At 53.7% G+C, this 26,802-nt stretch carries 29 protein-coding genes, 1 tRNA gene and 1 pseudogene; 11 read left to right on the top strand and 20 right to left on the bottom strand.

The window, feature by feature from the left end; genetic code table 11:
- Positions 1 to 48: 48 nt before the first annotated feature.
- Positions 49 to 124: transfer RNA gene (locus tag GX030_03135), tRNA-Trp, on the bottom strand.
- 346 nt (positions 125 to 470) lie between these two features.
- On the opposite strand from GX030_03135, the gene GX030_03130 reads away from it, so the two are divergent.
- Positions 471 to 1,595: a hypothetical protein gene (locus GX030_03130; GenBank protein ID NLV91374.1), complete on the top strand. Its 1,125-nt coding sequence runs from the start codon at positions 471 to 473 to the stop codon at positions 1,593 to 1,595.
- 60 nt (positions 1,596 to 1,655) lie between these two features.
- Here the strand turns inward: GX030_03130 and GX030_03125 are convergent, their stop codons facing one another.
- A complete protein-coding gene (locus tag GX030_03125; GenBank protein NLV91373.1) occupies positions 1,656 to 2,861 on the bottom strand; it encodes an adenylate kinase in 1,206 nt (401 codons plus the stop codon).
- Positions 2,862 to 3,019: 158 nt separating this feature from the next.
- Here GX030_03125 and GX030_03120 point away from each other — a divergent pair, with 158 nt between their 5' ends.
- From GX030_03120 to GX030_03110, 3 genes are read left to right on the top strand one after another with little or no spacing between them, the layout of a single operon-like run.
- A complete protein-coding gene (locus GX030_03120) occupies positions 3,020 to 3,736 on the top strand; it encodes a phosphohydrolase (protein NLV91372.1) in 717 nt (238 codons plus the stop codon).
- 27 nt (positions 3,737 to 3,763) lie between these two features.
- Positions 3,764 to 4,243: a nitroreductase gene (locus tag GX030_03115; GenBank protein NLV91371.1), complete on the top strand. Its 480-nt coding sequence runs from the start codon at positions 3,764 to 3,766 to the stop codon at positions 4,241 to 4,243.
- Positions 4,244 to 4,290: 47 nt separating this feature from the next.
- Positions 4,291 to 4,629 (top strand): hypothetical protein, encoded by a 339-nt coding sequence (locus GX030_03110; protein NLV91370.1) that lies wholly within the window; start codon positions 4,291 to 4,293, stop codon positions 4,627 to 4,629.
- Positions 4,630 to 4,721: 92 nt separating this feature from the next.
- Here the strand turns inward: GX030_03110 and GX030_03105 are convergent, their stop codons facing one another.
- The 4 genes from GX030_03105 to GX030_03090 all read right to left on the bottom strand — a co-directional run bounded on the left by GX030_03105 (position 4,722) and on the right by GX030_03090 (position 10,356).
- Positions 4,722 to 6,071 carry a TldD/PmbA family protein gene (locus tag GX030_03105; protein NLV91369.1) on the bottom strand — a complete coding sequence of 450 codons (1,350 nt, stop codon included), beginning with the start codon at positions 6,069 to 6,071 and terminating at the stop codon, positions 4,722 to 4,724.
- Position 6,072: 1 nt separating this feature from the next.
- Positions 6,073 to 7,467 (bottom strand): TldD/PmbA family protein, encoded by a 1,395-nt coding sequence (locus tag GX030_03100; protein ID NLV91368.1) that lies wholly within the window; start codon positions 7,465 to 7,467, stop codon positions 6,073 to 6,075.
- A 76-nt stretch (positions 7,468 to 7,543) separates the two neighbouring features.
- Positions 7,544 to 8,266 carry an anaerobic ribonucleoside-triphosphate reductase activating protein gene (locus GX030_03095; protein ID NLV91367.1) on the bottom strand — a complete coding sequence of 241 codons (723 nt, stop codon included), beginning with the start codon at positions 8,264 to 8,266 and terminating at the stop codon, positions 7,544 to 7,546.
- 5 nt (positions 8,267 to 8,271) lie between these two features.
- Positions 8,272 to 10,356 (bottom strand): ribonucleoside triphosphate reductase, encoded by a 2,085-nt coding sequence (locus GX030_03090; GenBank protein NLV91366.1) that lies wholly within the window; start codon positions 10,354 to 10,356, stop codon positions 8,272 to 8,274.
- A 221-nt stretch (positions 10,357 to 10,577) separates the two neighbouring features.
- Here GX030_03090 and GX030_03085 point away from each other — a divergent pair, with 221 nt between their 5' ends.
- The gene (locus tag GX030_03085) at positions 10,578 to 11,351 is read left to right on the top strand and encodes a LysM peptidoglycan-binding domain-containing protein (protein ID NLV91365.1); all 774 of its coding nucleotides are present in this window, start codon (positions 10,578 to 10,580) and stop codon (positions 11,349 to 11,351) included.
- Positions 11,352 to 11,526: 175 nt separating this feature from the next.
- Here the strand turns inward: GX030_03085 and GX030_03080 are convergent, their stop codons facing one another.
- From GX030_03080 to GX030_03035, 10 genes are all read right to left on the bottom strand, one after another.
- Positions 11,527 to 11,865 (bottom strand): cation:proton antiporter, encoded by a 339-nt coding sequence (locus tag GX030_03080; protein NLV91364.1) that lies wholly within the window; start codon positions 11,863 to 11,865, stop codon positions 11,527 to 11,529.
- A 17-nt stretch (positions 11,866 to 11,882) separates the two neighbouring features.
- Complete coding sequence (locus GX030_03075) at positions 11,883 to 12,128, bottom strand: DUF4040 domain-containing protein (protein ID NLV91363.1); 246 nt, start codon at positions 12,126 to 12,128, stop codon at positions 11,883 to 11,885.
- Positions 12,121 to 12,453: a monovalent cation/H(+) antiporter subunit G gene (locus GX030_03070; GenBank protein NLV91362.1), complete on the bottom strand. Its 333-nt coding sequence runs from the start codon at positions 12,451 to 12,453 to the stop codon at positions 12,121 to 12,123. The genes GX030_03075 and GX030_03070 overlap by 8 nt, the downstream gene beginning before the upstream one ends.
- Positions 12,446 to 12,706, bottom strand: a complete 261-nt coding sequence (locus tag GX030_03065; protein ID NLV91361.1) for a hypothetical protein — start codon at positions 12,704 to 12,706, stop codon at positions 12,446 to 12,448. The genes GX030_03070 and GX030_03065 overlap by 8 nt, the downstream gene beginning before the upstream one ends.
- Before the next feature lie 371 nt (positions 12,707 to 13,077).
- Positions 13,078 to 13,926 carry a metal ABC transporter permease gene (locus GX030_03060; GenBank protein ID NLV91360.1) on the bottom strand — a complete coding sequence of 283 codons (849 nt, stop codon included), beginning with the start codon at positions 13,924 to 13,926 and terminating at the stop codon, positions 13,078 to 13,080.
- Positions 13,927 to 13,952: 26 nt separating this feature from the next.
- On the bottom strand, positions 13,953 to 14,696 hold the full coding sequence (locus tag GX030_03055) for an ABC transporter ATP-binding protein (protein ID NLV91359.1): 744 nt from the start codon (positions 14,694 to 14,696) through the stop codon (positions 13,953 to 13,955).
- A gap of 20 nt (positions 14,697 to 14,716) precedes the next feature.
- Entirely contained in the window at positions 14,717 to 15,589 is an 873-nt protein-coding gene (locus tag GX030_03050; GenBank protein NLV91358.1) for a zinc ABC transporter solute-binding protein, read from the bottom strand.
- 285 nt (positions 15,590 to 15,874) lie between these two features.
- Positions 15,875 to 16,018: a hypothetical protein gene (locus GX030_03045; protein NLV91357.1), complete on the bottom strand. Its 144-nt coding sequence runs from the start codon at positions 16,016 to 16,018 to the stop codon at positions 15,875 to 15,877.
- Between the two features lie 188 nt (positions 16,019 to 16,206).
- Positions 16,207 to 16,353 (bottom strand): hypothetical protein, encoded by a 147-nt coding sequence (locus GX030_03040; protein NLV91356.1) that lies wholly within the window; start codon positions 16,351 to 16,353, stop codon positions 16,207 to 16,209.
- Between the two features lie 151 nt (positions 16,354 to 16,504).
- Entirely contained in the window at positions 16,505 to 16,744 is a 240-nt protein-coding gene (locus GX030_03035; protein ID NLV91355.1) for a winged helix-turn-helix transcriptional regulator, read from the bottom strand.
- 297 nt (positions 16,745 to 17,041) lie between these two features.
- On the opposite strand from GX030_03035, the gene GX030_03030 reads away from it, so the two are divergent.
- Positions 17,042 to 17,218: a hypothetical protein gene (locus GX030_03030; protein NLV91354.1), complete on the top strand. Its 177-nt coding sequence runs from the start codon at positions 17,042 to 17,044 to the stop codon at positions 17,216 to 17,218.
- Between the two features lie 6 nt (positions 17,219 to 17,224).
- Here GX030_03030 and GX030_03025 read toward each other — a convergent pair whose 3' ends face one another.
- On the bottom strand, positions 17,225 to 17,920 hold the full coding sequence (locus tag GX030_03025; GenBank protein NLV91353.1) for a class I SAM-dependent methyltransferase: 696 nt from the start codon (positions 17,918 to 17,920) through the stop codon (positions 17,225 to 17,227).
- A gap of 348 nt (positions 17,921 to 18,268) precedes the next feature.
- Between GX030_03025 and GX030_03020 the strand changes: the two genes are divergently transcribed.
- A complete protein-coding gene (locus GX030_03020; GenBank protein NLV91352.1) occupies positions 18,269 to 19,039 on the top strand; it encodes a trehalose utilization protein ThuA in 771 nt (256 codons plus the stop codon).
- A 136-nt stretch (positions 19,040 to 19,175) separates the two neighbouring features.
- Here GX030_03020 and GX030_03015 read toward each other — a convergent pair whose 3' ends face one another.
- Positions 19,176 to 20,366 carry a Gfo/Idh/MocA family oxidoreductase gene (locus GX030_03015; protein NLV91351.1) on the bottom strand — a complete coding sequence of 397 codons (1,191 nt, stop codon included), beginning with the start codon at positions 20,364 to 20,366 and terminating at the stop codon, positions 19,176 to 19,178.
- Positions 20,367 to 20,489: 123 nt separating this feature from the next.
- Positions 20,490 to 21,233, bottom strand: coding sequence for a ZIP family metal transporter (locus GX030_03010; GenBank protein NLV91350.1), 744 nt, complete (start codon positions 21,231 to 21,233; stop codon positions 20,490 to 20,492).
- A 115-nt stretch (positions 21,234 to 21,348) separates the two neighbouring features.
- Here GX030_03010 and GX030_03005 point away from each other — a divergent pair, with 115 nt between their 5' ends.
- Positions 21,349 to 21,942 carry a DUF2179 domain-containing protein gene (locus GX030_03005; protein ID NLV91349.1) on the top strand — a complete coding sequence of 198 codons (594 nt, stop codon included), beginning with the start codon at positions 21,349 to 21,351 and terminating at the stop codon, positions 21,940 to 21,942.
- Positions 21,943 to 21,980: 38 nt separating this feature from the next.
- On the opposite strand, the pseudogene GX030_03000 reads toward GX030_03005, so the two are convergent.
- Positions 21,981 to 23,794 (bottom strand): annotated as a pseudogene (locus tag GX030_03000) (ABC transporter ATP-binding protein).
- 545 nt (positions 23,795 to 24,339) lie between these two features.
- Between GX030_03000 and GX030_02995 the strand changes: the two are divergent.
- The 3 genes from GX030_02995 to GX030_02985 all read left to right on the top strand — a co-directional run bounded on the left by GX030_02995 (position 24,340) and on the right by GX030_02985 (position 26,728).
- Positions 24,340 to 25,560 (top strand): GNAT family N-acetyltransferase, encoded by a 1,221-nt coding sequence (locus GX030_02995; protein ID NLV91348.1) that lies wholly within the window; start codon positions 24,340 to 24,342, stop codon positions 25,558 to 25,560.
- Between the two features lie 171 nt (positions 25,561 to 25,731).
- Complete coding sequence (locus tag GX030_02990) at positions 25,732 to 25,977, top strand: ferrous iron transport protein A (GenBank protein ID NLV91347.1); 246 nt, start codon at positions 25,732 to 25,734, stop codon at positions 25,975 to 25,977.
- Between the two features lie 7 nt (positions 25,978 to 25,984).
- Positions 25,985 to 26,728 (top strand): iron transporter FeoB, encoded by a 744-nt coding sequence (locus GX030_02985; protein ID NLV91346.1) that lies wholly within the window; start codon positions 25,985 to 25,987, stop codon positions 26,726 to 26,728.
- The last annotated feature ends 74 nt before the right edge of the window (positions 26,729 to 26,802 follow it).

The following is a 26,802-nucleotide window of genomic DNA, read 5'->3' as shown; positions in this document are numbered from 1 at the left end:
TGGAAGTGCTCTACCTGCTGAGCTACATCGGCACTATTGAAAAAGGTGTGGCAGGGGAGACAGGACTTGAACCCGCAACCCTCGGTTTTGGAGACCGATGCTCTGCCAATTGAGCTACTCCCCTGCAATCGGCAACGACCCAAGAGGATCGTCGCATGAGGTATTATACCGCAACATCGGGGTAAAAGACAATGGGATAATGCAGATTGGCTGCCAAATTATCCGGACACACAAACAAGTTCCCCAACAATCCACAGGCTGTGGATAATTTTGTGGACAACTGTGTGGAAATCCTGTGTAAGTCTTGCGGGCCTAGTCCAGTCCCAATTGATAAGCACCTTTCGCACTAAAAAAGAATAGACTACTAAGCGAAGCAAGGACAAAAGAACTAACCCTACAAGCCAAGCTGTCTCGCGTATACTAAGAAATATGCACGGGATTTCACTGGCAGTTCTGAAAGGAGAGGTTGCATGTCACGGGCAAGGGAGAAAAGAGTCTATCCCGGGGGAAATACCGGAGAAGGCTTTTATTCATATTATCACTATGTACTACCCCCTGAGCAGGCCAACCGCATTTTCATCTTGAAGGGCGGACCCGGTGGAGGCAAGTCCACCTTGATGCGTTATCTTAGCGATAACATGCTCCAGCGGGGCTATGATGTGGAACTGCACTATTGCTCCTCGGATTTGGAGTCCTTAGATGCCGTGGTCTTTCCCCAAATCGGGGTGGCGCTGATGGATGGAACGGCACCCCACAGCAGGGATCCGAAGTATCCCGGGGCCGTCGATGAAATCGTCGATCTGGGCCAGTACTGGAATGGGCAGGAATTGCGGAACCGACGGGAGGAAATCATCGCGGCTTCCCAGGCCGCCAGTCGCTCCTTTCAGAGCGCGTACCGTGCCTTAATGGCAGCGAAGATAGTCCACGCCAATTGGGAAGCCCCCTACACCCAAGCCCAGGATTTTGGCTGGGTCAATCAGGTGACGCAACGTCTGGCCGCCATGATTCTCAACGGTCATTCCGTCAATCCCGTTCCCGGAAAGGAGCGGCATCTCTTTGGAGCTGCCTTTACTCCGGCAGGACCGACGGAACACTTTGCCTATCTGTTGGACCCCGTGGAGAAAAAGTTCTTGGTCAAAGGGTCCCCCGGCACCGGTAAGTCAACGCTGCTGAAGAAAATTGGGCAGTGGGCCAAGGAACGGGGTCTCGATGTGGAGTACTACCACAGTCCCCTGGTTCCCACCAATGTCGACCACTTGATCCTACCCCAACTGGATACAGTGATCGCTACCTCCGGCGAGATCTTCCCCTATGAAGCCACCGATGTACTGGATGTCATTAATCTCGATGACGGACTGGACCAGGCAAAATTGGCCCCCCACCGAGACAACATTGCCGCAGACAAAGACCTGTTCTTTACCATGCTCCAGCGGGCCATTGCCTACGTCAGGCAGGCTAAGGAGGGGCACGGCAGGCTAGAGGGTCTGTACGTTCCCACGATGGACTTCTCTCGGCTCAATGAAGCCCGGGAAGAAATCCTCCACAAAATCTTAGCCATCGCCGAAGAAACTACCGCTGCCAAGACCGAACACTAAAAGAAAAAGAGGCGCCCTCTCAAGAACCCTTGAGAAGGAGCGCCCTTTCCCTTTAATTTCCTACTTTCTTCGTCGGTTGGGGATAATCTCATTATCCAACACCCGGCTGATGGCCCCGAAGGTAAGTTCCATCTCTTCACTGGCATCGATGGTCCACAATAGTCCCTTTTCCTCGTAGTAATTCTGCAGAGGACCGATTTGTCCCCGGTATACCTCCATCCGCCGCCGAATGGCATCGGGATGGTCGTCGGGTCGTTGGACCAGGTTCCCTCCACAGTTGCAGACATCGGACTGATAGAAATCCACATGATACGTCTGGGAGCACTTTTCGCACACCCGCCGCCCCGACAACCGTCGGATCACAACCTCCACGGGAAGGTCCAATAGGAAGACCACATCGATCTGATTGCGCAGCGCCTTCAAGGACCGCTCCAGGTGTTCCGCCTGCTGTAAGGTCCGGGGAAATCCATCGAGGATATAGCTGTTGTACTGGGCGATTTTATCATCGATGATCTCATAAACGATGGAGTCGGGAACCATTTCTCCCTTACTCATCATCGGTGCCACTCGGCTGCCTAATTCAGAACCGGTACTGATCTCTTCTCGCAGCAAGTTGCCCATGGACAGATGGGCGGTGCCGTATTTTGTTGCCAGCAAACGAGCCTGGGTGCCCTTGCCAGAACCCGGTGCCCCAAGCAAAATCATCTTCAATCCCCGAGAGGCCACCTGGGGAATCTTCTGAATCTCTGGGTCGGTGAATACCTCAGGCTGGGCCCGAGGTCCGCTGGAAAACTCTGTAATCACCGCTCCCTCCGGCCCAGCCTGAAACCAATGCAGAGTATTGGCAGGAATGGTGTATTGGTCTCCCGGCTCAAGAATTATCTCCCGCCGTGCCGTAAAGTACTGGGCCTTGTCGGCAGGGATCTCAGCCTTGAGTTCCCGATCGGCGACGGGACTGCCGGTGACATACAGATACAGGGTTCCAAACCGGCAGCGAAAGGTCTGTTCCTTGCCAGGTTGATCGCCAAAGGAAGGGTGCCGATGTTCAGGGCAGATTTGTCCCGGGAATACCACCACTTCCGCAGCGGAATATATGTCAGTATCGACGTAAGTCAGCTGCTGAATGCCAAAGGTTTGCAGATCGCCTAACCCAAAATCGATAATTTCAATCCTATCCACTTCATTGGGGGATAGGACTATCTGCGCCCTTTCCAATATCTCAATGGTTTTTTCTCTGGCTTGAGCCAACTTCTCAAGAGAAAGCATAGTGTCCACTCCATATTTGTAATCTCATTATTGCTCTAAAACCTTCCTCGTTGCCAAACCGTTATCCTGCCCTTCTCCTGGGATTTGATCTCTCTAGCAGGATTTACCTCCAAGCAGCGGCAAATACTGGTTTGTAGACAGAGAGGAGACTGGCAGTGATGCAGTATCGGGTTTTTGCCTTAGCCGACCTTCACCTTCCCGGAGCCGACGACAAAACTATGGACATCTTTGGGCCTTTGTGGGAGAACCACCCCGAGGTGATCCGGCGGCATTGGATCAACACCGTTGCCCCCCAGGACTTCGTCCTCTGCGCCGGGGACATCTCCTGGGCGATGAATCTGGCCGAGGTGGCAGGGGACTTAGATTGGCTTGGCCAGCTGCCGGGCCGCATTATACTCAGTAAGGGGAACCACGACTACTGGTGGCAGAGTATCTCCCAGTTGCGGACAGCTCTTCCCCCTAATGTCCAAGCTATCCAAAACGACTTTGTCCCCCTGCCGGGAGACCTTGCCGTCTGCGGAACAAGGGGATGGATTTTACCGCAATCACAGGACTTTTCCCCCGAGACCGACGAGAAGATCTACCAGCGGGAGCTCAACCGGCTGCAGCTGTCCTTAGATTCAGCGGTGCGGGCCCGTCGCAAAATCGCATTTGTGATGCTCCACTACCCACCCTTTGCCGGCGATGGCAGTCCCTCGGGCTTTACCGAACTGTTGGAAGCCTATCGGGTTCCCGTCTGTGTTTACGGGCATTTGCATGGGCACTCGATTCACTCCGCGGTCACGGGCACCGTCAACGGCGTCACCTATCATTTGACGTCTGCGGATGCCTTAAGGTTCACCCCAAAGCTAGTGGGCAGCTTTTCAGGTACATGAATTCTTTAGTTCAAGGAGGTCATACCGATGAATGTATTTGACGCCATTGCATCTCGACGAGCGATCCGCAGTTACTTGGACAAACCGATACCCAAGGAAATCTTGGACAAGCTCTTGACGGCCATGCGGCTGGCCCCTTCCGGCAACAACAAACAGCCCTGCCGCTACGTTGTCATCCAGGACGAGAAAATCAAATCGGAACTGGTAACCAAGGCTTGTCACCAGGATTTCATTGCCCAGGCACCGGTTGTAATCGCGGTTTGTTGTCCTCCGGGCAATGACATCAACGCCGCCATCACGGTGGATCACCTAACCCTGCAGGCCACAGAAGAGGGGTTAGGAACCTGCTGGATTCGATGGTTCGAAAAGGACATTGCCGCCCAGGTATTGGGACTTCCCGAAGGGATGGAAGTGGCAGTTATCGTTCCCGTAGGCTATGCCGCTGAACAGCCGGAACCCACAGAGCGCCTGGAATTGGCAGAACTAATCCACTACGATCGCTGGTAGCACAGCTCCCTACCTCCCCTCATATGGTAGGAAGGGGAGGGATGGGATTGAAACAACCAAAGCCCCGGATTTTCCGGTCAGCCAACACCAAGTTCACCAGCTTTGCGCCACCTGAGGGATGTCGCTTAGCGATGACCCAGGTGAGGATCGACAACAGCAATGAGTGTCAGTTCTGTCTTCGCATCGATATCGGCTCTAGGACTAGATTCCTTGCCTATTTGGGCCGAGGAGACCTGGTCAGCAACCACAAACAAATTGACGTCAAGCTGCCTCGCCCGATTATCGGTCAGCCCGGAGAATCCATTACCATCGATGTGTCTGATCAACTTCCGATCACTATCACCATTACCGGTTACGAAATGCCCGCCGATGCTGTAGGATTTTAAGCAGCGGTTTGGGAAAAATCAAAAAAGCCAAGGGCCTGGGTTGGGCACGGTGCCGCTTCCCAGGCCCCTTTTTCTTGCCGGTTCTTCGGAAATCATTCACCGGAAACCGTTAACCCTTCTATCAGTAAGGATGGAGCGCCGTAGGTACCCAAGGATGAGGGCAAACCAAACTCAAGGTCCGCTCCCACGGCACGGATGTCCTTTAACAGGGAGAACCAGTTGCCCGCCACGGTAATCTGCTCCACTGGACGGGTTATTTGCCCGGACTGGACCAAATACCCCCGGGCTGCCAGGGAAAAGTCCCCAGAGACGGGGTTAGCTCCAGAGTGCAGCCCCTGCAGGTCGGTAATCACCAATCCATCCTGCATAGTCTCCATAAGCCCTGCTAGGTCCAAAGTTCCCCGCTGGATATACAAGTTGGAAGGAGCGACGGTAACAACCCCTTTGTAGGAGGCCTTAGCCCCATTTCCCGTGGAGCGTACTCCATCTTTAGCTGCCGTTTTCAGGTTGTGAAGCAGCGTAGTCAAAACTCCGGAATCAATCACAGTGGTTTGCTCCGTGGCCACTCCCTCGGCGTCAAAGGGCGCCGAGGACCCTCCTTGGGGCAAATGGGGATCATCCACCAGGGTAACCACATCCGCGGCCACCCCCTCACCGATGCGTTCCCCCAATAGCGACAGGCCCCTTTGGGCGTTCTCAGCGGAAAACACCCCAGCGAAGGTGGCCAAGAGGTCCACCGCGGCATCGGCCCGAAGGATCACTGGATACTGATTGGAGGGCAGAGTCTTAGCCCCGAGAAAACTGATGGCCTCCGCCACCGCCTCTTCCGCCAGGCGCCGGTGATTTAGGCCGGCCAAATCGGGAGCCACTTGAAACCGAGACGCGGTCTTGGTCTCCTCCCCCTCCTTCACTACCACCGACAGATAAGCAAAGGCAATGCTGCTGTCACAGGTCAAGTCTAGCCCCTCGGTGTTTCTAATGCGCACCGACTGAGCCTGATCCTGGTAGAGGCAGTAGTTCACTCCCTGTACTCGGGAATCCATCTGGAGAGCCAGGGACTCTAGCTCCTTGGCAAATCGAATCTTAGCCTGAGGGTCAATGTCTCTGCCACTGGACATCTCTACCTGGGGATACTCCTCACTGCCGGCAAAGAGCTCAACCTCATCCTCGGCCTCAACCACCAGGGCGTTGTTCTTGGCACTGGTTAGAAGCCACTCAATGAGGGAAGGATCTAGTTTTTCCGTATAGGCATAGCCAAACTTGCCGGCAAAGCGCCCGCGAAAACCCAAACCTCCACTGGTACTAACGGAGTAATCGTCGACTTCCTGTTGGAAAATCCTGATGGCAAAGTCGCTGCCGGTCTGCTGATAGACCTCCATATCGGTAAAGCCCAGTTCCTTGCCCTGGGCAAAGAGAGCGTCGACAAAGGCGGTAAACTCCATCCTACCGCGCCTCCTTTCTGCCCCCGACGGTGAGGGACGACACCCGAATGGTGGGCTGGCCCACATCGGCGGGAATCGAGCCACTGGCGGAGCCACACATTCCTTGACCAAATCCCAGATCGTTGGCCACTCTGTCGATTCTCAACAAGACTTCAGAACCTTTCCCAATTAACGTAGCTCCCCGTACCGGTTGGGCAATCTCGCCATCCTTGATGAGATAACCCTCCTGCACGGCAAAATTGAACTCACCGGTAGCCGGATTCACCGAGCCCCCACCCATGTAGCGGGCATACAAGCCCGTCTCCGTATCCGCGATAATCTCCTCCGGTGTCAAGGGACCGGCGGCGATGTAGGTGTTACTCATCCGAGAGGTGGGAGCAAACTTGTAGGATTGACGCCGGCCCGAGCCCGTGGGTTCCATGTTCATCCGGCGGCCATTGAGTCGGTCGACTAGATATCCCGTCAAAATCCCCTTCTCGATTAATACATTCCGGCGAGTGGGTGTGCCTTCATCGTCGATGTTGGCAGAGCCCCAGGCGTTGGGGATAGTCCCATCGTCGATGGCGGTAACCCATTCCGAGGCGATCCTCTCGCCCAATTTGTTGGCAAACACCGAATGGCCCTTGGCCACGGAGGTAGCCTCGAGACCATGACCACAGGCTTCATGGAAAATTACCCCGCCGAACTCATTGGCAATTACCACGGGCATCTGCCCACTGGGGCACAGGTCGGCGTTGACCATCGTCACCGCACTGCGGGCTGCCTCCTGGGCTGCCTTTTCCACGTCCACCACTTGCTCAAAGAGTTCAAAGCCCATGTGCCGTCCCGGCGAGGAACTACCCGTTTGCTTTTCGCCGCCCTTGCTGGCCACCGCCTGCACGGTAAACCGGGTGCGAACTCGCTGATCCTCCACCAGCAGCCCGTGGGAATTGGCCACTAGAATGTTCTGCTCCTCATCCATGATGCCCGTCCGCACCTGGGTAATAAACGGGTCATAGGTGCTTGCCGCCCGATGGGCTCGATGCAAGAGCTCTGCCTTGCGGGCTGCGGTAACGGTGTGGGGCATCACCGCCACGGGATGTCCATTGGGGACGGACCTGGGGGTCAAGACAATATCCACCTCGCCCCGGACTCCATCAATGGCTGCCGCCGCCTGCCGGGCTGCCGCCAACAGACCACTGCGGCTGGAGTCACTGGTGTAGGCGTAGACGCTGGACAGTCCCTGGTAAATCCGAATCCCTACCCCGTGTTCTCGACCCGACAGGCCCTCTTCCACCCGTCCGTTTACCATCCTCAGGACGGAACGCAGTGTGTCCTCAACGAAAATCTCGGCAAAGTCTCCCCCCGTCGACAATGCCTCTCGCAAAACCCCGCAAATCACGTCTCGCTGTAACAACGGGTAACCACACTCCTTCCCAGACTATCCAAGAAGGCGCCTGCGCCAAGACCCAAGGGCCTGCCAGCCTGCCTTCCTAACCCACGGTGACTGCCACCTTCAGACCTCGCACTTGCACCTCGGCAAAAAAGTCCTGCAACTTCTCTCCCATCGCCGGTAACCATTCCTCTACTCCCGCTTCGTCGCTGACAAAGCCGGGTTCTAAGTGCACTCCCGGTTGATAGGCCTGGAGGACAAAGCGGACTGCTCCCTGCAGCCACTGCCCCATCTGCAGCAGGTCATCTTCCGACAACAGACTACGGGGGACTGTCGTCCGAAACTCATATGCCACCAAACCCCTCCGTAGAATCTCAACGGACCTCTTGATGGCATCGGTGTCAACGGCAACCCGACAGACCTCTTGATACCGCTCCAGGGGCGCCTTAATATCCATGGCTACATAATCGATGAGATCCCGTTCCAAAAGCTGTTCCAAAACTTCGGGCTTAGTGCCATTGGTGTCCAGTTTGACCTGCAGGCCCAGGGACTTAATCGCAGACAGCAGCTTCACCAGGTCAGCGACGGGCTGCAGCGTCGGTTCTCCTCCGGAAATACATACCCCGTCCAGAAGGTGCTTGCGACGCTCCAAAGCGGCCAGAACCTCTCCACAGCCAATGGCCGTCAAGGAAGCGTCGCCCCTCACCAATTCAGGATTGTGACAGTAGGGACACCGCAGATTGCACCCAGCGAAGAAAAGAGTATCGCAGATGTTACCGGGAAAGTCCACCAAACTGGTTTTTTGGATGCCGCCTATATACATCTACCTTACCTACTCGCTAGGGCAAACTCTTCCCTATCCTTGAACTCCTCTTTCTTGCCCTTATTCCAGTTCTGTACCGGTCGGTAGAAACCAACCACCCGGCTCCAAATCTCCGCCTCGGCACCACAGCTGGGACACTGGGGATGTTCGCCGGTGATGTACCCGTGTTCCGGACAGATACTAAAGGTAGGGGTGATGGTGAAATAGGGAATTTGATAGTTCTCCATCACTCGGCGCAGGAGCTTGGCAGCCACCTTGGGCTCCTCGATTCGCTCCCCTAAGAAGCCATGGAATACTGTTCCACCGGTATACTTGGTCTGCAGCTCTTCCTGCAGATCCAAGGCATGGAAAATGTCATCGGTGAACCCGACGGGCAACTGCGTGGAGTTGGTGTAATAGGGCTCGTCCTGCCCCGAGGTAATAATATCGGGATACTTGCGCTTGTCGATGCGAGCCAACCGATAGGCTGTACCTTCTGCCGGTGTAGCCTCCAAATTAAACAATTGATCCGTCTCTTCTTGATACTCCACCAGAATATCCCGCATGTAATCAAGGACCTCGTTGGCGATGGCTTGGCCTTCGGGGGTATCGATACCCTTGCCGCAGTAGTTGAGCAGAGCCTCGTGCATCCCCACCAAACCGATAGTATTAAAGTGATTATGCCAGGAGTCGCCAAAACGTTCCTTGACACTGGCCAAGTAGTGACGGGAATAGGGATACAGACCGGTATCCATTAAGTTTTCCAGCACCCGCCGTTTCAGCAGTAAGCTTTCCTTGGCTAGGTCCATTAGGTAGCGAACTCTACCTAAAAAGTCTTCCTTGCTCTTGGCCAGATACCCAATTCGCGGCATATTCAAGGTAACTACCCCGATGGATCCCGTCAGGGGATTGGCACCGAAGAGGCCGCCGCCTCGCTTCAGTAGTTCCTTATTGTTCAACCGCAGGCGACAACACATGCTCCGAACATCCTCCGGGGAGAGGTCAGAGTTGATAAAGTTGGCAAAGTAAGGAATCCCGTACTTGGCCGTCATCTCCATGATCTTTTCAACCACGGGGCTATCCCAGTCAAAGCCCTCGTAGATGTTGTAAGTCGGAATCGGGAAGCTGAAAATCCGTCCCTTGGCGTCGCCCTCCATCATCACTTCGCAGAAGGCGGTGTTGAGCATGTCCATCTCAGCCTGGAATTCCTTCAGCGTGCGATCCTGGGGTTGTCCACCGATAATCGCCGGTTCATCGGCTAGGTTCCGGGGCACCACCACATCCATGGTGATATTAACAAAGGGAGTCTGAAAGCCTACCCGAGTAGGGACGTTCAGGTTAAAGATGAACTCTTGAATCGACTGCTTGACCTCATCGTAGGACAAGTTATCGTAGGCAATAAAGGGCGCCAAGTAGGTGTCAAAGTTGGCAAAGGCTTGGGCTCCCGCGGCTTCTCCCTGCATGGTGTAGAAGAAATTGACAACTTGTCCCAGGGCAGTGCGAAAGTGCCGAGCCGGAGCACTCTCAATCTTCTGGGGTACTCCGCCAAAGCCCCGAAGCAGCAGATCCGGCAGATCCCAACCGCAACAATAGGGAGCCAGCAAACTCAGGTCATGAATGTGCAAATCTCCCTCCTGATGAGCCTGTCTCACCGGCTCAGGGTAAACCTTTTCCAGCCAGTACTTCGAGGTGACCGCGGAAATCAGGTGATTGTTCAACCCTTGGAGGGAATAGTTCATATTGCTGTTCTCGTTGACCCTCCAGTCGTTCCCTGAGACATACTCGTCCACCATCTTTTCGGTGTTGATCAACAGGTGATGAAACTCCCGAAGCTCCTGGTGCTGCTTGCGGTAAAGGATATAGGCCTTCGCAGTTTGCGCGTGGCCATTTTCAATCAGGACCTTTTCCACAACATCCTGGACATCCTCGACGGTGGGCATCCCGTCGACAAACCGCTCCGCCAGGATCTCCACCACCTGATTGGACAACTCACCGGCCCGGCGGCGATCTTCCCCGCCCACGGCCTTAGCGGCTTTGAAGATAGCGTTGATGATCCGCTCCTGGTCAAAATCTACAACCCGTCCATCTCGTTTAATAACTTTAGTCAGCACCGGCACCGACCTCCAAATGTGCTGTTTAGACAGAATAAAGAAATAAGAGCCGCCAACGTTTCTTCGGTGGCTCTGGTAAGATTTCGGCATCAAAGGAGACAAAACCTTCATATCCATATCCCCCCGCTGATGGGCAAAATGGGCTAAGTCCGTAAAACACAACATTTCGCCGATGAAAAAAAACCTCGTTTCCAGCCATACTACTAGCGGAGGTGTAGACAATGAAACGAACAGTAATAATGCAGCAGACGGTATTACTTCTCGTCATCGGCCTTATCCTAACCAGCACCGCCCTTGCCTTTGACGAAAACGCAATGGAACTGGAGATGATCGAGCTCATTAACCAAGAACGACAAAAGCAAGGCAGAGTACCCTACCTGATCAGTCACCAGCTGATGCAAAGTGCCGAGGCCAAGGCTCTGGACATGACCCGAAACAACTACTTCGCCCACACCAGTCCCACCGGGGAAACTCCCTTTGACCTCATGCGGGCTGCCGGGGCGCAGTTCACAACTGCCGGGGAAAACATTGCCCGGGGCGGCTCTGTGGAAAGCCTGCACCGAGCTCTAATGAACAGTTCCGGGCACCGGGCCAACATCCTCAGCAACAGTTTTACCCATGTAGGTATCGGGATCATCGAGCAGGGCGGCACCCTGCGGGTGGCCCAACACTTTGCCCGGCAAACCAATGCCGGCAAAGAGTATACCCCGCAGCCCCCGACACCGACACCGGAACCTGAGCCGGAACCAACTCCCCGTCCCGAGGAGCCCACTCCCCGGCCGCCGGAGCCTGAGCGTCCAGAACCGGAAAGACCCGATCGGGACCAGCGTCCCGGTCAAGGCGGAACCCGCACCTATATCATTCGTCGCGGTGACACCCTATGGGGTATCAGCCGCCGCTTTGGCATACCCCTGTCTCGCATTATCCAGTTCAACGGAATGAATAACCCCAACATCATCTATGAAGGTCAGGTTATTCGCATCTCCGACCGTTAAACACCAAAGACAGCCGATGTGCGGATCACAATGTGGGTCCCCTTCCTATCGGCTGTCTTCCTGTCGAAATCATCTAGGAATAGCTGAAATGCTCTTGGGCCTAACCGGGTTTTGAACTAAGTAACGGAAAACTAAAGCCGCACCCAATCAAATCTTTACTAAAGCAGACCGAGACCTACTCCCTTAGTCTTCTAATCTCCCGGACATCTAAGGTACCGTAGTACCTACCGACCTTACCAACTACTGACAAGGCCATCGCGGACGTAGCAGCGGCGATCACCAGGGCCAGCTGCAGTAATCCTTGGGGTACCGGCTCGACATAGGCTCCATTGGGTAGAGAAGCCGCCGGCTGTAGCTCCGAGGCATACTCCCGGGATGCCAACAATAATATCACCGCTGTTTTCATGATGTTACTGCCCATCACGATCTTAACCAAGTTTCTTTCGGTAAACACCGAGTACAGTCCCACGCCAAATACCAGAATAAGCAACCCTTCAAAGAACTTTACCGTCAATGTTGTCAGCTTCCTTCTTAGTCATTCCCAGACCCCCTTGTTTCCCCAATTGCTCTGAGATAGAAGGCCGTGACGAATCCCGCTCCTAAGATTACCTCCGTTAAAGCCACATCTAAGGCGGCCACTAGCACAAAACATAAACTCGCGGTGAGGCTAATAGCAGACATTAAGGTCACCGCGGCAAGGGCGCTGCTGCTCCGCACCACGATGATGCTCAGGATCAACAGCAGAATACCTAGAATACCCAAGACCACTTCAGTCACAGAGTTCGACCCCCCTTTGCGAGGCGGTGTCACCCTGGGACTTTAACCCCATGCGGTGTCCTGCCCTAACCACGGCACGGGTCCCGGTGGGATTGAGGATCAAGAATAATAGGGCAATGAGTAAGAAACGCACACCATAATCCCAGGTACCCATGTACAACGTGCCCCCAAGGGCAACACATAGAATACCCAGAGTCGTTGTCTTGGTGCAGGCGTGAAATCTGGCGCAAGCATCAAGACGGAGCACTCCAAGGGCCGCCACCAGCGCAAAGGCGGAACCAAGGTAGATCAAGCTCAGTCCCAACACTTTGATCCAGTTACTCAAGGTGAATATCACCCCTTTCCAAGAACTTAGCCAAAAGGAGAATGTCGGCAAAGAGCACCACGCCGTAGACCATCACCACATCCAAGATCATTGGACGGGCCAAGGCTAGGGCGGCTAACATCATTGCCAAAGCAAGACTTAAGCCGAAGCTGTCACCTCCCATCAATCGATGGATACTGGTGGGACCACAAGCAATCCGATAAACACCGATGCCAGCGGCCATAAGAACCATAAGTATCGGTAGACCTAGCATTCAGTCACCTTCCTTACCAGCTCTTCCAATTTCCGGATATAGATCAAGGGAAAATAGCGGTGAAGCAATGAATGTATGCTACCAATTGTGCCGGGATCATATCGATAGATAGTACATCAGAGGTTAGCATGATTAGGCTGGAGAAAAGGTTGACCCGTAAGGGAGATTGTTGGGATAGGTCAAAGGAGCTACCTGAGGAGCGGTCTGTCTCCCACACAGGATCAACCTCGCCATCTGAAGAGCTGAGAGAAATAATTCTCACTTAGAACCCCGTTGGCAATTGCACCTTCAGTTTTCGCTTTTCTCTGGGGCCTCCCCTGCAAAATTCGTCAAAATACCGCAAAGAGGCCAAGTTCTGCTATTATCGCCTGCTAGTTTTCACCGCTAAACGGGACCCGGAGCCTTCGGCTCTGCCAGGACTTCCCAGCTAAAGAGACCACATAGGCCACTCCAGCTAGCAGAACTATGGTGGCTCCTGCGGGCAAATCGGGACCATAGGAAAGGGCCAAGCCACCGGTGGTGAAGGCCAAGCCCAACAGAAAGGCCAAGACCATCATCGGACCCATCCGCCGGGTATACTGTCCCGCGATGGCCGCGGGCAAGGTGAGAAGGGCAATCACCAGCAGCAAACCTACAATCCGGATCAACACCACTACCGTCAAGGAAACCAAACAAAGCAGGAGAAAATACATCACCTCTACGGGAACTCCCCGCAGGCGAGCGTACTCCTCGTCAAAGACAACGGCCAGCAAGGGGCGATAAAACAGCCCCACCAAGAGGACAATCACCAGATCCATTCCAGCGATCAAGGCCAAGTCCCGAGGGGTTACCATCAAAATGTTGCCAAACAAGAAGCTGGTCAAGTCAACACTGTATCCCGGGGTCTTGGCGAGAAAGATCAAGCCGATGGCCATACCCACAGCCCACATGGCACCGATCAAGGTATCTTCGTGCTGCCGCGCTCTGAGTCTGACGATGCTGATGATGCCCGCGGAAATCACCGCAGCCACCAAGGCTCCAGCCATGGGGTCGGCACCGAGATAGTAGGCTACCCCCATTCCGCCCAAGACGGTGTGGGCAATTCCGCCGCCGATAAACCCAATCCGCTTCACCACCACATAGGTACCGGTGATGCCAAAGGCCAAACTAGCTAATCCCCCGGCCAGCAGAGCGTTCTGGAGGAAGGGAAAGCTAACCACTGCTTGCAGAAACTCCGTCATATGCTCACCTTTCTCTCAGGGTCCGACTAGAGATGACAGCGATGCTGGATCATGTTGACCGAACGGTTATAGGTCATCAAGATGGTTTCACCGGTAATGTCCTCCGTCGGATGCAAAGCTACTTCCCTGTTGACACAGGCTACTTTGTTTACGTAGGAAGAGATAAACCCCAAATCATGGGTCACCAAGATAATGGTCATCTGTCGATTGAGCTTCCGCAGCAGCTCATAAATATCCCGCTCAGCCTGACTGTCGACGCTGGCCGTAGGTTCGTCCAGCATCAGAATCTCCGGTTCCGTGGCCAAGGCGCGAGCGATAAACACCCGCTGCCGCTGCCCTCCCGACAGGTCGCTTAAGGGACGGTGGGCTAGATCCGCGACCTCAACGGACTCCAGGGCCCGCCAAGCTGCATCCTTGTCTTCGGGCCGATAGCGTCCGATCAAGGAGCGACGGGAAAGACGCCCCATTAACACCAGATCCAGCACGCTGATGGGAAAGTCCCGATCAAAGTCCATCGCCTGGGGCACATATCCGATTCGAGACCGAGCCAGGTCCGGTCTGGTACCCAACACCCGAATACTGCCTTGGGCAGGAGTCAACAGGCCCAGGGCCAGCTTGATTAAGGTCGTCTTTCCTCCCCCGTTGGGGCCAATGATCCCGATGAAATCCCGGGGTTCCACCGAAAAGCTGACATCCCTCAGCACAGGTACGGCACCATAGTCGAAACTAACTCTGTCAAATTCCAGCACCGGTTGCTGGGATTTTCCCATAGTATCTTCTCCCCTTCTGGTCACTCAGCCAAGGCTTGGTACAGGCTGAGAGTAATCTGCCGGAGATTCTCTAAGTAGTCCTCGGCCAAGGGATCGAGCTGCACCACCTTTGCCCCCACCGCCCTGGCCACGGCGGCAGCACTCTTGGCATTGATTTGAGACTGCACAAAGATGGCTTTGACCCTTTTTTTCCTGGCCACGCCAATTAACTCCGCCAACTGCCGGGCGCTGGGTTCGGAGCCCCCGATTTCGATGGGAATCTGTACCAAATCATAGGCGTCGGCATAATACCCCCAGGAGGGATGAAAGACCATGAAGCTTCGGGTCTTTAGATCCCCTAGGGTATGACGAATCCACTGATCCAGGGCATCGAGATCTTGACAGAACCCTTCTAGGTTAGCGCGATAATAGTCGGCTCCGGCAGGATCGATTTGGCTCAAAGCCTCATAAATGGTAGTTGCCTGCCTTTTCACCAATGGGGGACTCAACCAGATGTGGGGATCGGCTTCACCCTCGCCATGGTGGTGACCAGAGCTCTCCCCATGGTGGTGGCTGTGTCCTTCGATGGCCCGCAAGGGCACCTGCCGGCGAGTATCCACCACCGTCATCTTCGGGTTGATGGCTGCCAACTTATCCATCCACACATGCTCAAAGCCAACGCCGATGCGAAAATAGAGGTCGGCAACACTGAGATTGGCCAATTGGCGAGGAGTTGGGTCGTAGGTATGGGGACTTTCTCCCGGTCCCACCATCACCCCGACGGTAACTCGCTCACCGCCTACCCTCTCCACAAAGTACTTTTGCGGCAGGATGCTGACAAAAACCGATAACCGCTCCTCGGCGGCAGCAACTGCCGGAAGAAGCAGGGTGATAAACACCACCAACAAGAGCAATCTGTGGCTGGGACGGCAAAGGCTTGTTATCATCATCGGCTAAACCTCCCATCATCTTCATGTTCAGAGACTTTTAGAATACAGCCCCTGTCTATTGTATTATCTCCTGGAACCTCGGGGATCCTGCAACAAAGGAGGAAACTACCAGCCCCTTACCCCTTCCACGAAGGAATTAGACACAAATAAAAAACAAGAGGACAGGATTGAAATATCCCGTCCTCTATCCATCTTTACCCCGTGAGTGCCGACCTCTTCGATTACCTACACAACTAGCTAAACTACCCATTATAGATAACTTCCCACCAACTTATCTAGCATGGCATTCTTGGCAAAGTTGAGCCTATCGTTGATGTCACCCCGCCGATCGGCCCTCTCTTCCCGAACGTACTTCTTCAGCCTCTCGATGTACAGATTCCTGTAGTCTCTCATTGGTTTTCCTCCTTCTGTTTTTTCCTTGCGAGTTTATTATACCCAGGTATCACACCAATTTGAACACCTCGAGAGCACAATTAACAGCTTTATAACGGAGTTTTCACCCTTCTGCAATAAATAAAAAAACGCCCCCAACTGGAGGCGGATAGTACTTGTATAGCTTGATGATACTGTCCCTGTTACGTCTAGTAATTCGGTTGTTTTGGATCGTGGGCGTAACCCATCAGACTGAGGAGTAGAGCCCGATCCTCTTCCCTAAGCAGTGCTTCCTCCAAGGAGTCACGGCGAAACAGCATCAAACCTGCTAACAGCAGACCAAACAAAATCAACATATTGACACCCTCCTTTGGGGAGCCCTTGTTGTATTTTGTATTCTGTATACATATTATGGATCATTGTTACGGTTTTGTCAATACCTAGACTACAATTCTTTGCAATTCTGGTCTTTGCCGTCACAGGCTCAGAGGTCCACAAAGGCAACCCCTAGTCCAGCTCCGTATCTTCTTCGTCATCGCTGCCAAACAAAGCCAGGGGGTCGCCCTTTAAGACGATGACTACCTCATACCCCTTCTTCTTGGCCCGATTGAGCAATGTACTGACGGTACCTTCCGTTAGCCCCAGGCGCTGGGCCACCTGGCGATTGTTGACCCCCATTTCCTTCAGGGCTACTACTTGCCTTTCTCGAAAGCTCAGCTTTTCTACTCCCCTGATTTCAATCTTCATCGCGCCACCGCCGCCAATAGTCTTGAGTTCTATCCTGAGTTATCAACAGACTGTGGATAACCTGTGGACAATTTTTGTACATTTCCAATACATTTTATATACATTTGTCAAATTTGACATTCCACCTACGGGGGCAGAGTCCTTCTCCTTGCCCTTCCCCACCGAGGCTAAAGTTGGCCGGTGAATCTGGGAACACTGGGAAGGTGCCTGGTAATAGATGGGCGAAGGAGATGGCGGAGACCATTCCTACAATCCCAGGGTTCGGGGGACAATACCGGCAAGGAGTGAAGGTTCAGTTTGTCAAAAAAGGACTTGGAGCAAGAGCGACTGAAATTGATCGCAAAGCTAGGGGAACTATGGGACAAGGGCTATAGACTATCCAGCGATGAGGTCATAGCAGTTTCCGAAGCCCTCGATGCAGTGGTCCGCAAGATTATGGCACTAAAAAACAGTAACGCCACCTCCGAAGGATAGCTCTAGCTAACCTCCGAAAATGGCGTTCTCACTGATGCTGCCCCCCACTGACGGGACCTTCTGCAGGATCACAAAATTAGTACGATCCTGGTACAAGACCCGGTACCCAAAATACTGGGCCATCCAATCAAAGGTGCGGGGAGCGTAAAAGGTTACGTGGGTAGGATCCCGCACATACCACCAGGACTGCAAATCAACGGCCTCACTGCGTTGGCGAGTCATGATGGCCAAATACCCATGGGATGTCACCAATCCAGCGATTCGCTCCATCTCTTTGCGAGGATCGGCAAAGTGCTCAAAGGCTTCGGTGGAGATGATTAAATCAAAGGGTCGACTCAAATCCACCTCCGGAGCAAAGTAGGGGTCATAGCCAATGGCCTCGTACCCTTCCCGTCGCAACAGCTCCACCAATACGGGACCGGGCCCACACCCATAGTCCAAAATGCGCTTCACATCGGAGCAATACTTGCGTAGCAGGGGAAACTTATCGGTAAACATCTTCACATACCCTGGGTTATCGATGGTGTTCTGATGCTGACTGTACCGGCGCTTTTCCTCCGCGGCGTCCAGGTGCTGCTCCCTGGGAACAAAGGTGAGAGCACATGTGTCACAGCGATAAAAATCCCGGCCCTCTTGGGTCATCTCCCACTGGGCCTGGGCGGTACAAAGGGGGCACCGGCGGGAACTTTCTTTGGGGGACAAGGCTATCAGCAACCTTTCTGCATATCCAAAAACTCCCTCGCGCCTTTAGTCCAATTTCTGGACCCAGGGTCCCTTTCCTTCTGTAAGTGTCGGAGGGAGGTTTTTACAACCTTCACAGGAGATTTACATTAAGTTGAAGAAAAAGAACATGACCAGGATAGACAATTTATGTATAGGGAGGTTTATACTTTGAGTGATATTATTCGCGTAACGGTGTGGAATGAGAACCGTCACGAGACCGAGTATGAGCGGATGAAGCAAGACCTTCCCCAGGGCCTCAAGGCAGCCGTTGACACCTACCTAGAGACGGGGGAAGAAGTAACTGAGGCCTACCCCAATGGAGCGCCCATGTGGCTGAAGTGGCTGGCCAGCCAAGACAAGTACAAAAATAACCCAGAGCTGATTTACCAACGGGGCGAGGAATGGGCAGCCAACAGCAAGACCATTGCTGAAATCTATCCCGATGGTATTCACTCGGTGATCGCTGAGTTTCTCGGCAAGAACGCAGATATGACCGTCAGAACTGCTACCTTGGATGAGCCGGAGCATGGCCTCACCGATGAGGTCTTAAACAACACCGACGTGCTTTTGTGGTGGGGACATATTGCGCACCATGAAGTCAGCGATGAAATCGTCGCCAAGGTCAAGGAACGGGTCTTGGATGGAATGGGTCTGATTGTCCTCCACTCCGGACACTTCTCCAAGATCTTTATCTCTTTGATGGGCACCACCTGTAACCTGAAGTGGCGTGAGCTCGGCGAGCGGGAGCGGGTATGGGTAATCGAACCGGGCCATCCCATTGCCAAGGGCTTGCCAGAGAGCTTCGTAGTCCCCCAGACGGAGATGTACGGAGAGCGCTTTGACATCCCAGCACCGGATAATCTAGTCTTTATCAGCTGGTATCAGGGTGGAGAAGTCTTCCGCAGTGGCTGCTGCTACTACCGAGGAAACGGGAAGATCTTCTACTTCAGCCCTGGACATGAGTCCTTCCCGATTTACAAGCAGCCGGAAGTCCAGCAGGTACTGACCAACGCTGTCCGCTGGGCAGCTCCCTCCGGCGGTCCTGCCCGGAGCTTCGGTAATGTCAAGCCTCTAGAGGACGTAGTCATCGACTCCTAGTCTCCGCGGGCAAATCACAGCCCAAGGACTAAAGCCGCCTTCCCGATGGGAAGGCGGCTTTGTTATTAGCCAAAAAACAAGACCCGATGCAAAGCACCCAGTGGTCTTTGCCGGGTCTTGTCTGCAATCATGAAGCTTACTTGCCCAAGCTGGCCAGATAGTCCTCCCAGATGAAGGCCTTGTCTGGACTGTTCTCCCGCTCATCGGCCCGGAGCTCTTCCAGCAAAGCGTCGAACTCATCCTCGGCCACCGGCAACTCCACAGTCTTGTTGCGCAGGCCAGACAGCAGCATCCCGTTGGCCAACTGAACGGACTTGATGCCCTCGATGGCCGGAGTCAAGAGCTCTTCCTTACCCAGGATGGTGTTAATGACGTTCTGGGTCACTACCATATGTCCCTGAGGAGCCTCGGGAACCTCGATCTCCACGACTTCTGGTCGAGCATGGTAGAAGCCCTGTGGGCTGGTGTCCAGGAGCTCCTGCACCGGAGCCTCGGTCTTGTAGAAGACCAGCTTGTTGTTCTCACACACCAGCTTCCCGTTTTCCGTGGTGATCTCAAGGCGGTTAGTGCCTGGGAAGTCACCGGTGGAGGTAATAAAGCTTCCCGTTGCCCCGTTCTCAAACTCCATCAAGACAGAAATATCATCTTCAACGGTAATGTCATGCCACTTACCCAAATAGGCTTGGGCCGTCAGCTTGGTAGGCAGACCAAAGAACCATTGGAACAGGTCGAGGTTGTGGGGGCACTGATTCATCAAGACACCGCCGCCTTCGCCGTTCCAGTTGCCACGCCAACCACCGGAATCATAGTAAGTCTGAGTTCTGAACCAGTTGGTAATGATCCAGCTAACTCGGCGCACTTCGCCCAAAGTTCCATCCTCAAGGAGTTCCTTGATCTTCTGATAAATGGGACTGGTCCGCTGCTGGAACATCGCAGCAAAGACAACATCGGACTTCTCCCAAGCCTCATTCATCATCCGAGCTTCGCGAGCGGTAATGGCAACGGGCTTTTCGCAGATGACATGAATACCGCGCTTGAAAGCTTCGATAGTCATCTCGGGATGGAAGTAGTGGGGTACGGCAATAATTACCGCATCCACCAAGCCGCTGTCCAACAGATCCTTGTAGTCAGTGAATCGGGCGATAGAATCATCTAACTTGATGGGTTCTACATCATGGTCAAAATCAGCCGGAAACTCGATATTAAACCGTGACTCGTCGATATCACAGACTGCGGTTAGCTTAGCTCCTTCCAGCCGGTGAAAATACCCCAAGTGTCCCTTACCCATGTTTCCTAGACCGATGATACCGAATCGAACTTGTTCCATACTTCTTACCACAACCCCTTTCAAGAAGCCTTTGCCCTGTGATTTAGACATGGCTATACTTCGCTACCAATTCCAGGGTTCCTTTGCGGATTTTTAGTTTTCTGAAATATCTCTGTTTCCTTCTTAACCGAGAAAATTCAGTAGTGCTAAGCCGACAATGACACCGGCAACGGCACCAAAGGTTCCCTCCTGTCTACCCTCAGACAGGTCCTGGGCCGCCGGTAGGAGCTCATCGAAGACTATGTATAACATGGCACCGGCAGCAAAACCTAGGGACAACGACAGGGATAGAGGGGATATAGCGCCAAACTTCGCACCTAAGAAGGCCCCCAGTCCCATGGGCACTCCGGCCAAGACTGTCATCAGAACGCACTTGCCCGCGGGGACCGCAGCTACCACCAGGGGAGCGGCCATGGCCATTCCCTCGGGAATGTTTTGCACCACCATTGCCAGTACCAGACTGGCTCCCGTCAGTTCCGAAACGACGTATCCGGTACCGATGGCCAGACCTTCCGGTAAGTTGTGCATCGTGATCCCCAATCCCAACACAAGTCCAGTTTTCAAATAGCGGCTCCGTTCTGTCTCCTCGGAGAAAAGGTGAAAATGGGGCAATACTATATCCAGACCAAGAATCAGCACCACCCCCAGGACCAAGCCGATAAAGGGGATCCCGGGGCCAGAAATAGCAAACCCCTCCGGTATTAGATCAGAAAAGATGATGGCCAACATAATCCCACCGGAGAAGCCCAGGACAAAGCTTAACACCCGATTTCCCGGCCGACCCAAGAGCACGGTGATGGCTCCCCCTAATCCGGTACCGATAGCCCCGGCTACCAATCCGATCCAAGCTATCCGATAGACATCGATCACTGACTGATTCCTCCTGCAGAAAGTTTCCCTCAAGACCAAGGGTTTTGCCTCAAAGTATATCCTTTGATATTAGGTTCTTGTCTGTATTTTCTTGCAAAGGAGCGATGCGGTTGTGGACCAAACCTGGTTTGATTCCACCCTCTTCCAATGGGTAGTGCTGCCTTTACTGATCTTCCTGGCTCGGGTCCTGGACGTATCCTTCGGTACCATTCGAATCATATTTGTCTCCAAAGGGCAAAAATTCCTGGCTCCGCTCCTGGGATTTGTCGAAATCCTTATCTGGCTGATGGCCATTACCCAAGTGATGAATAACCTCAGCAATGTCCTCGCCTATATCGCCTATGCCGGTGGCTTTGCCATGGGAAACTTTGTCGGCATTAGTATTGAAGAAAGACTGGCCATGGGGCTAGTGATTGTTCACATCATTACCACCAAGTCCTCCGACACACTCTTTAACCGCCTAACGCAGGCGGGTTTTGGCGCCACCAAGGTGGAAGCCAGCGGTGCCCGGGGCCCAGCCACCTTGATTTACTCAGTGATTCGCCGCAAGGATCTGCCCCAGGTGTTGGAAATCATCCATGAAGTTTCGCCCAAGGCCTTTTACTCCATCGAAGACAGCCGCAGTGCCCGGGAAGGGATATTCCCTACCCCAACAACGCGGTCAACGAAGATCCGCTCCCAACTCCTGCGCCTTCGCAAGCAATAGGCAACAACAATGGCCGGGACAAGTCCCGGCCATTGCCGCTAAGCGGTCTTAATCTCCTCTTCCGCTTCCTCATCACTGTCGGCCTGACGCAAACCTCGCTTTTCGAAGAGCTCTTCCAAGGCATCGCGGTTGAACTGAGCCCGATACAGGCTGTGGTAGATGCCCCGTCGCTCCATCAGCTCCGTATGGGAGCCTTGCTCCTCAATTCTACCTCCATCGATGACCACAATCTCATCGGCATTCTTCACCGTGGATAGCCGGTGCGCAATAATCACCGTGGTACGATCCTGGGACAGCCGCTCCAGGGCCTCCTGAATCTCCATTTCCGTAGTGGTATCCAGAGCCGAAGTAGCCTCATCGAGAAGTAGAATCGGCGGGTTCTTCAAGAAGACTCGGGCAATGGAAATCCTCTGCTTCTGTCCACCGGAAAGCTTAACTCCCCGTTCTCCCACATAGGTGTCATATTTATCGGGCAAGGACATGATGAAGTCGTGGATCCTCGCGTTCTTCGCAGCCTCGACAATCTCCTCGTCGGTAGCCGTTGGCCGCCCGTAGAGGATATTCTCCTTGATGGTGCCAGTGAACAGGAACACATCCTGCTGCACTAGACCAATACTTGCCCGCAGAGATTGCAATGTGAGATCCCGGACGTCGTGGCCGTCGACAAGAATCTGGCCCTCATCGACATCGTAGAAACGAGGAATCAAGTGGCACAGAGTGGTCTTTCCTCCACCGGAGGAACCCACCAAAGCCACGGTCTTTCCTGCCTCGATGGTAAGGTTGATGTCCTTGAGCACATCGGTACCTTCTTCGTAACCGAAGGAGACGTTCTTGATTTCAATCTTGCCCTGAACATCTCGCAGCTCCTGGGCATTGGGGCTTTCGACAATCGAGGGCTTCTGCTCCATCAAGTCGAGGAACCGGGTAAATCCGGACATTCCCTGCTCAAACTGTTGAGTAAAGGCCGTCAACCGATGGATGGGCACCAGGAAGAACCGCACAAACATCAGATAGGCCGTCAAGTCAGCTAGGTCAATATGCCCCAGGTAAGCATAAACTCCACCGGCCACCAGCACGGTGACATCCAGCAGGTTGGTGAGAAAGGTCATACCTGAGGAGTACTCGGCCATGGCTTTGAAGGCCTGTTGCCGAGCTTCCCTAAACCTCGAGTTGGCCCCGTCGAACCTTTCCATTTCATACTCTTCGTTGGTGAAACTCTTGGCCACTCGAATTCCCGACAAGCTGTTCTCCACTTCGGAGTTAACATCGGCGACCTTGCGTCGCTCTTCCAGAAAGGCATCTCGCATTGAACGCCGCCGGGAAATTGCGTACCAGGCCAACACCGGTACAAAGGCAAAGGCAATCAAAGTCATCGGGACGTTAATGCGAATCAAATATGTGAAGGAGCCAATAAACATCAGGGTAGCGATTAGTAAGTCTTCTGGCCCGTGGTGGGCTAGTTCCGTGATATCTCGCAGGTCGTTAACCAGCCGAGACATCAAGTGCCCAACTTTGTTGTCATCAAAAAAGCGAAAGTCCATGGTCTGCAGGTGGGTAAAGAGATCCTTGCGCATGTGGTACTCCATCCGCACACCAACGACGTGTCCCCAGTAGTTCAACACATACTGCCCCAGCATCCGCAGTAGATACAATCCCACCAGGACCCCGCCAAAGATAAACATTGGGCGAATCCGTAAGTTAGGAATGAAGTCCTTCATAAATAGACGAATAGACGGGTAACTATCGGGAAAATCAGATCCAACCCGGCAACGGCAGCGGCGCAGAGCATGTCGATGAGGAAAAGTTTCCACTCAGGACGATAGTAGGAAACAAATCTTCTTAGTTTGTACATGGGCAATCTCCTTCTCTAATTAAACATAGGCAATCTCCTTCTTTGGAGGCACGCACCAAATCCTTCAGTTGCAGACCTTCATTCTTGCACGCTAAACGCAGGACGGATCACTCCACCCTGCGCCAAGGCCCCATCTTGTGATAATTCTCTCCTAACGGCTACAACCCAGACACCTTTACCCGATTCTGCATGATGTCAAACCCTTGGTTTCCAAGAATTTGACAATGCACCGGACAGAGCCCGTGATAGCACCCAGATGCCCTGGGCTTGCCCCTAGACAACAGCCTGCCGAACCCATCGGCGAGATTCTATGCCCCTTTCTACCACTGACTGAAATGTTCCAGCAATTGATACTAATTCTCGATCAAAAAGTAATTCCCTTTTTATCTCTCCCCAGGAACTCACATTCTCCGGTCCTTTTGGTGTGTCCCGGCAAAAACTATTACAGAAGACGGAGAACCGCCCCTTCGCAGAGAACTATACACATTATGCTTCAAGATTATGCCTTGAAGCAGATAACCAAACCGGAAGAGGATGTGAGTAGATTGGCGGACTTAGTGGTTCGACCCTTAGATCCAAACCGACCGGAGGAAAGAGAAAGATTCTTGGATATCACCTTTCAAGCCTTCAATATCCCTTCTGCACAGCGACAGGTGATTGCGGAAGCCAACAAGACCAACTACGATGAAACCCTGGCGGTTTTCGCTGGTCAGGAGTTACTGGCAGGCTTACTGATCTTAGACAAAGCAGTCTATGTTGGTCAGAATGCAATTCCCATGGGAGGCATCGCCGCGGTAGCCTGTCCTCCGGAGCATCGCCGCAAGGGCGCTACCTCCCGCCTGCTGACGGAGTCTCTGCATCGAATGCACTCTCAGGGCCAGGCGATCTCGATGCTCTATCCCTTTAATTATCAGTTCTATCGCAGGTACGGTTGGGAGCTGGGGACTGTACAGCGACATTACTCCATCGCCCTTTCGGATCTGAAGGAGTTCCTCCCGGCCCAGGGTCATACCCGCCGAGGAACAAAGGAGGACATCGATGCTGTCAGTGCCCTATATGACCAGTGGGCTCGTGCCTACATCGGTCCCCTGCGGCGAAACCGAAGGGACTGGGAAAAGCAATTGTGTCCATCGAACCCGGGACAAGAGGACTATCGCTACCTTTATCTGTGGTATCCCACGGCCGACTGCCCCCAGCCTGAGGGATACATCGTCTTTACTATCTCAACTCAATCGGGACGGAGGCTGCAGGTCCAGGAATTTTGCGCCCTAAGTCTTGAGGCCTATCGGGGGTTGTGGGGACTCTTGGCAAACCACGATTCCCAAGCGGAAAGGATCGAGATCTCCCTTCCAGAGGATGACCCCCTGACGTACGTGATGGCCAATCCCAAGGTCATCCGGTGCTCCCTAGAGCCCTCGGCCATGTTCCGGATCGTCGATGTGATCCCGGCTCTGGAGGGCCGGCCCTTTGGCGTTGCCAGTGCCACCCTGGGGATAGAGATCTCAGATCCCCTTTGTCCCTGGAACCAGGGGAGTTTTCTGCTCACCATTGCCGATGGTCAAGGTTCCGTCACCCAGACCACCGGGGAGCATCACTCATCTCTGGCCTTGAGCATCGAGACCCTGAGCCAGATCTATACGGGAACAATATCCCCCTCCCAGGCCCTGTCCCTAGGGAAAGCCCAGGCAAAGGGAACCATCGACGACCTTGCTCTGTGGGATCAGGCCTTTGGCAATTTGTCCTCCCACATCTGGGATCGTTTCTAACCCCATTTCCCACTGTTTCAACCGGAAGCTGCCGGTATCTAGTGCAGCTTCCGGTTTTTTTATGTCACCGCTGCCGCCACCGGATCATAGCTTAACACTGAAAGTTTGCTTGCGGGAAACCTTCCTACCCTCAAGTAAATTTTATCGAACCAGAAGGAGACGTGACTGAAATTGATGACAAACAGCATATCCTTGGATCTGCTGCCTGTAGGCGCCCAAGCCAGGGTGGTATCCATCGCTGCTCAAGGTTCCACCCGCCGCCGACTGTTGGATCTGGGACTGGTACCGGGAACACAGGTCAAAACCCTGCGTTACAGTCCCTCCGGAGATCCTACAGCTTACAGGATACGCGGCGCTGTCATCGCCCTGCGGCAACGGGAAACGGAAAAAATCTTAGTCCAACCTGCAAGGGAGTGAGGGGATGATGGAATCGAGCAATACATCGACGAACCCAGTGCCTAGCCTGCGCCGAGAGTTAGAGCAAGGGGTGTCGGGAGATTATGTTGTTGCTCTGGCAGGAAACCCCAATGTGGGCAAGAGCACCGTTTTTAACGCCTTAACGGGACTAAACCAACATACCGGTAACTGGCCCGGCAAAACGGTGACCTCGGCCCGGGGGATCTATCGGTATCGAGATCGGGATGTGGTGCTGGTGGATCTACCGGGCACCTATTCCTTACTGGCCAATTCCGTTGAGGAGGAAATCGCCCGGGACTTCATCTGCTTTGGTCAGCCCGACGCAACGGTGGTGGTGGCCGATGCCACCTGTTTAGAACGAAATCTTAACTTGGTCCTTCAGGTATTGGAAATTACCCCACGGGTGGTGCTATGCCTCAATCTCGTGGACGAAGCCCAGCGCAAGCACATTTCCATCGATGTCGATAAACTGGCCACTAGGTTAGGGATTCCCGTAGTACCCTGTGCAGCCCGCAAAGGCGAAGGCCTCGACCAGCTCAAGGCTGTCATCGATGAAGTGGCATCCGGTAGGATTAGACCCCAGCCCCTGCGCTGGCGCTATTCCGATCAACTGGAGGGAGAGATTGCCCAACTGGTCCCCTATCTGCAGCGGGTGCTGCCCCAGGAGCTCAATGCCCGGTGGGTCGCCCTGCGGATCATGGAGGGAGATGAATCCATTGTTCCCAACTTGCTCTCTCTCGCTGCAAACTAAGCCGTCCTGGCGAAGGGAGCCCTACGGAGGTAGTTGATATGGGTACCACATACGTTGAGCCACGAACTTTGCAG

Source organism: Bacillota bacterium, assembly GCA_012727955.1.
Taxonomy (GTDB): domain Bacteria; phylum Bacillota; class Limnochordia; order DTU087; family JAAYGB01; genus JAAYGB01.
Note: the sequence above shows the minus strand (reverse complement) of the source record. Positions and strands in the feature narration are given on the sequence as shown.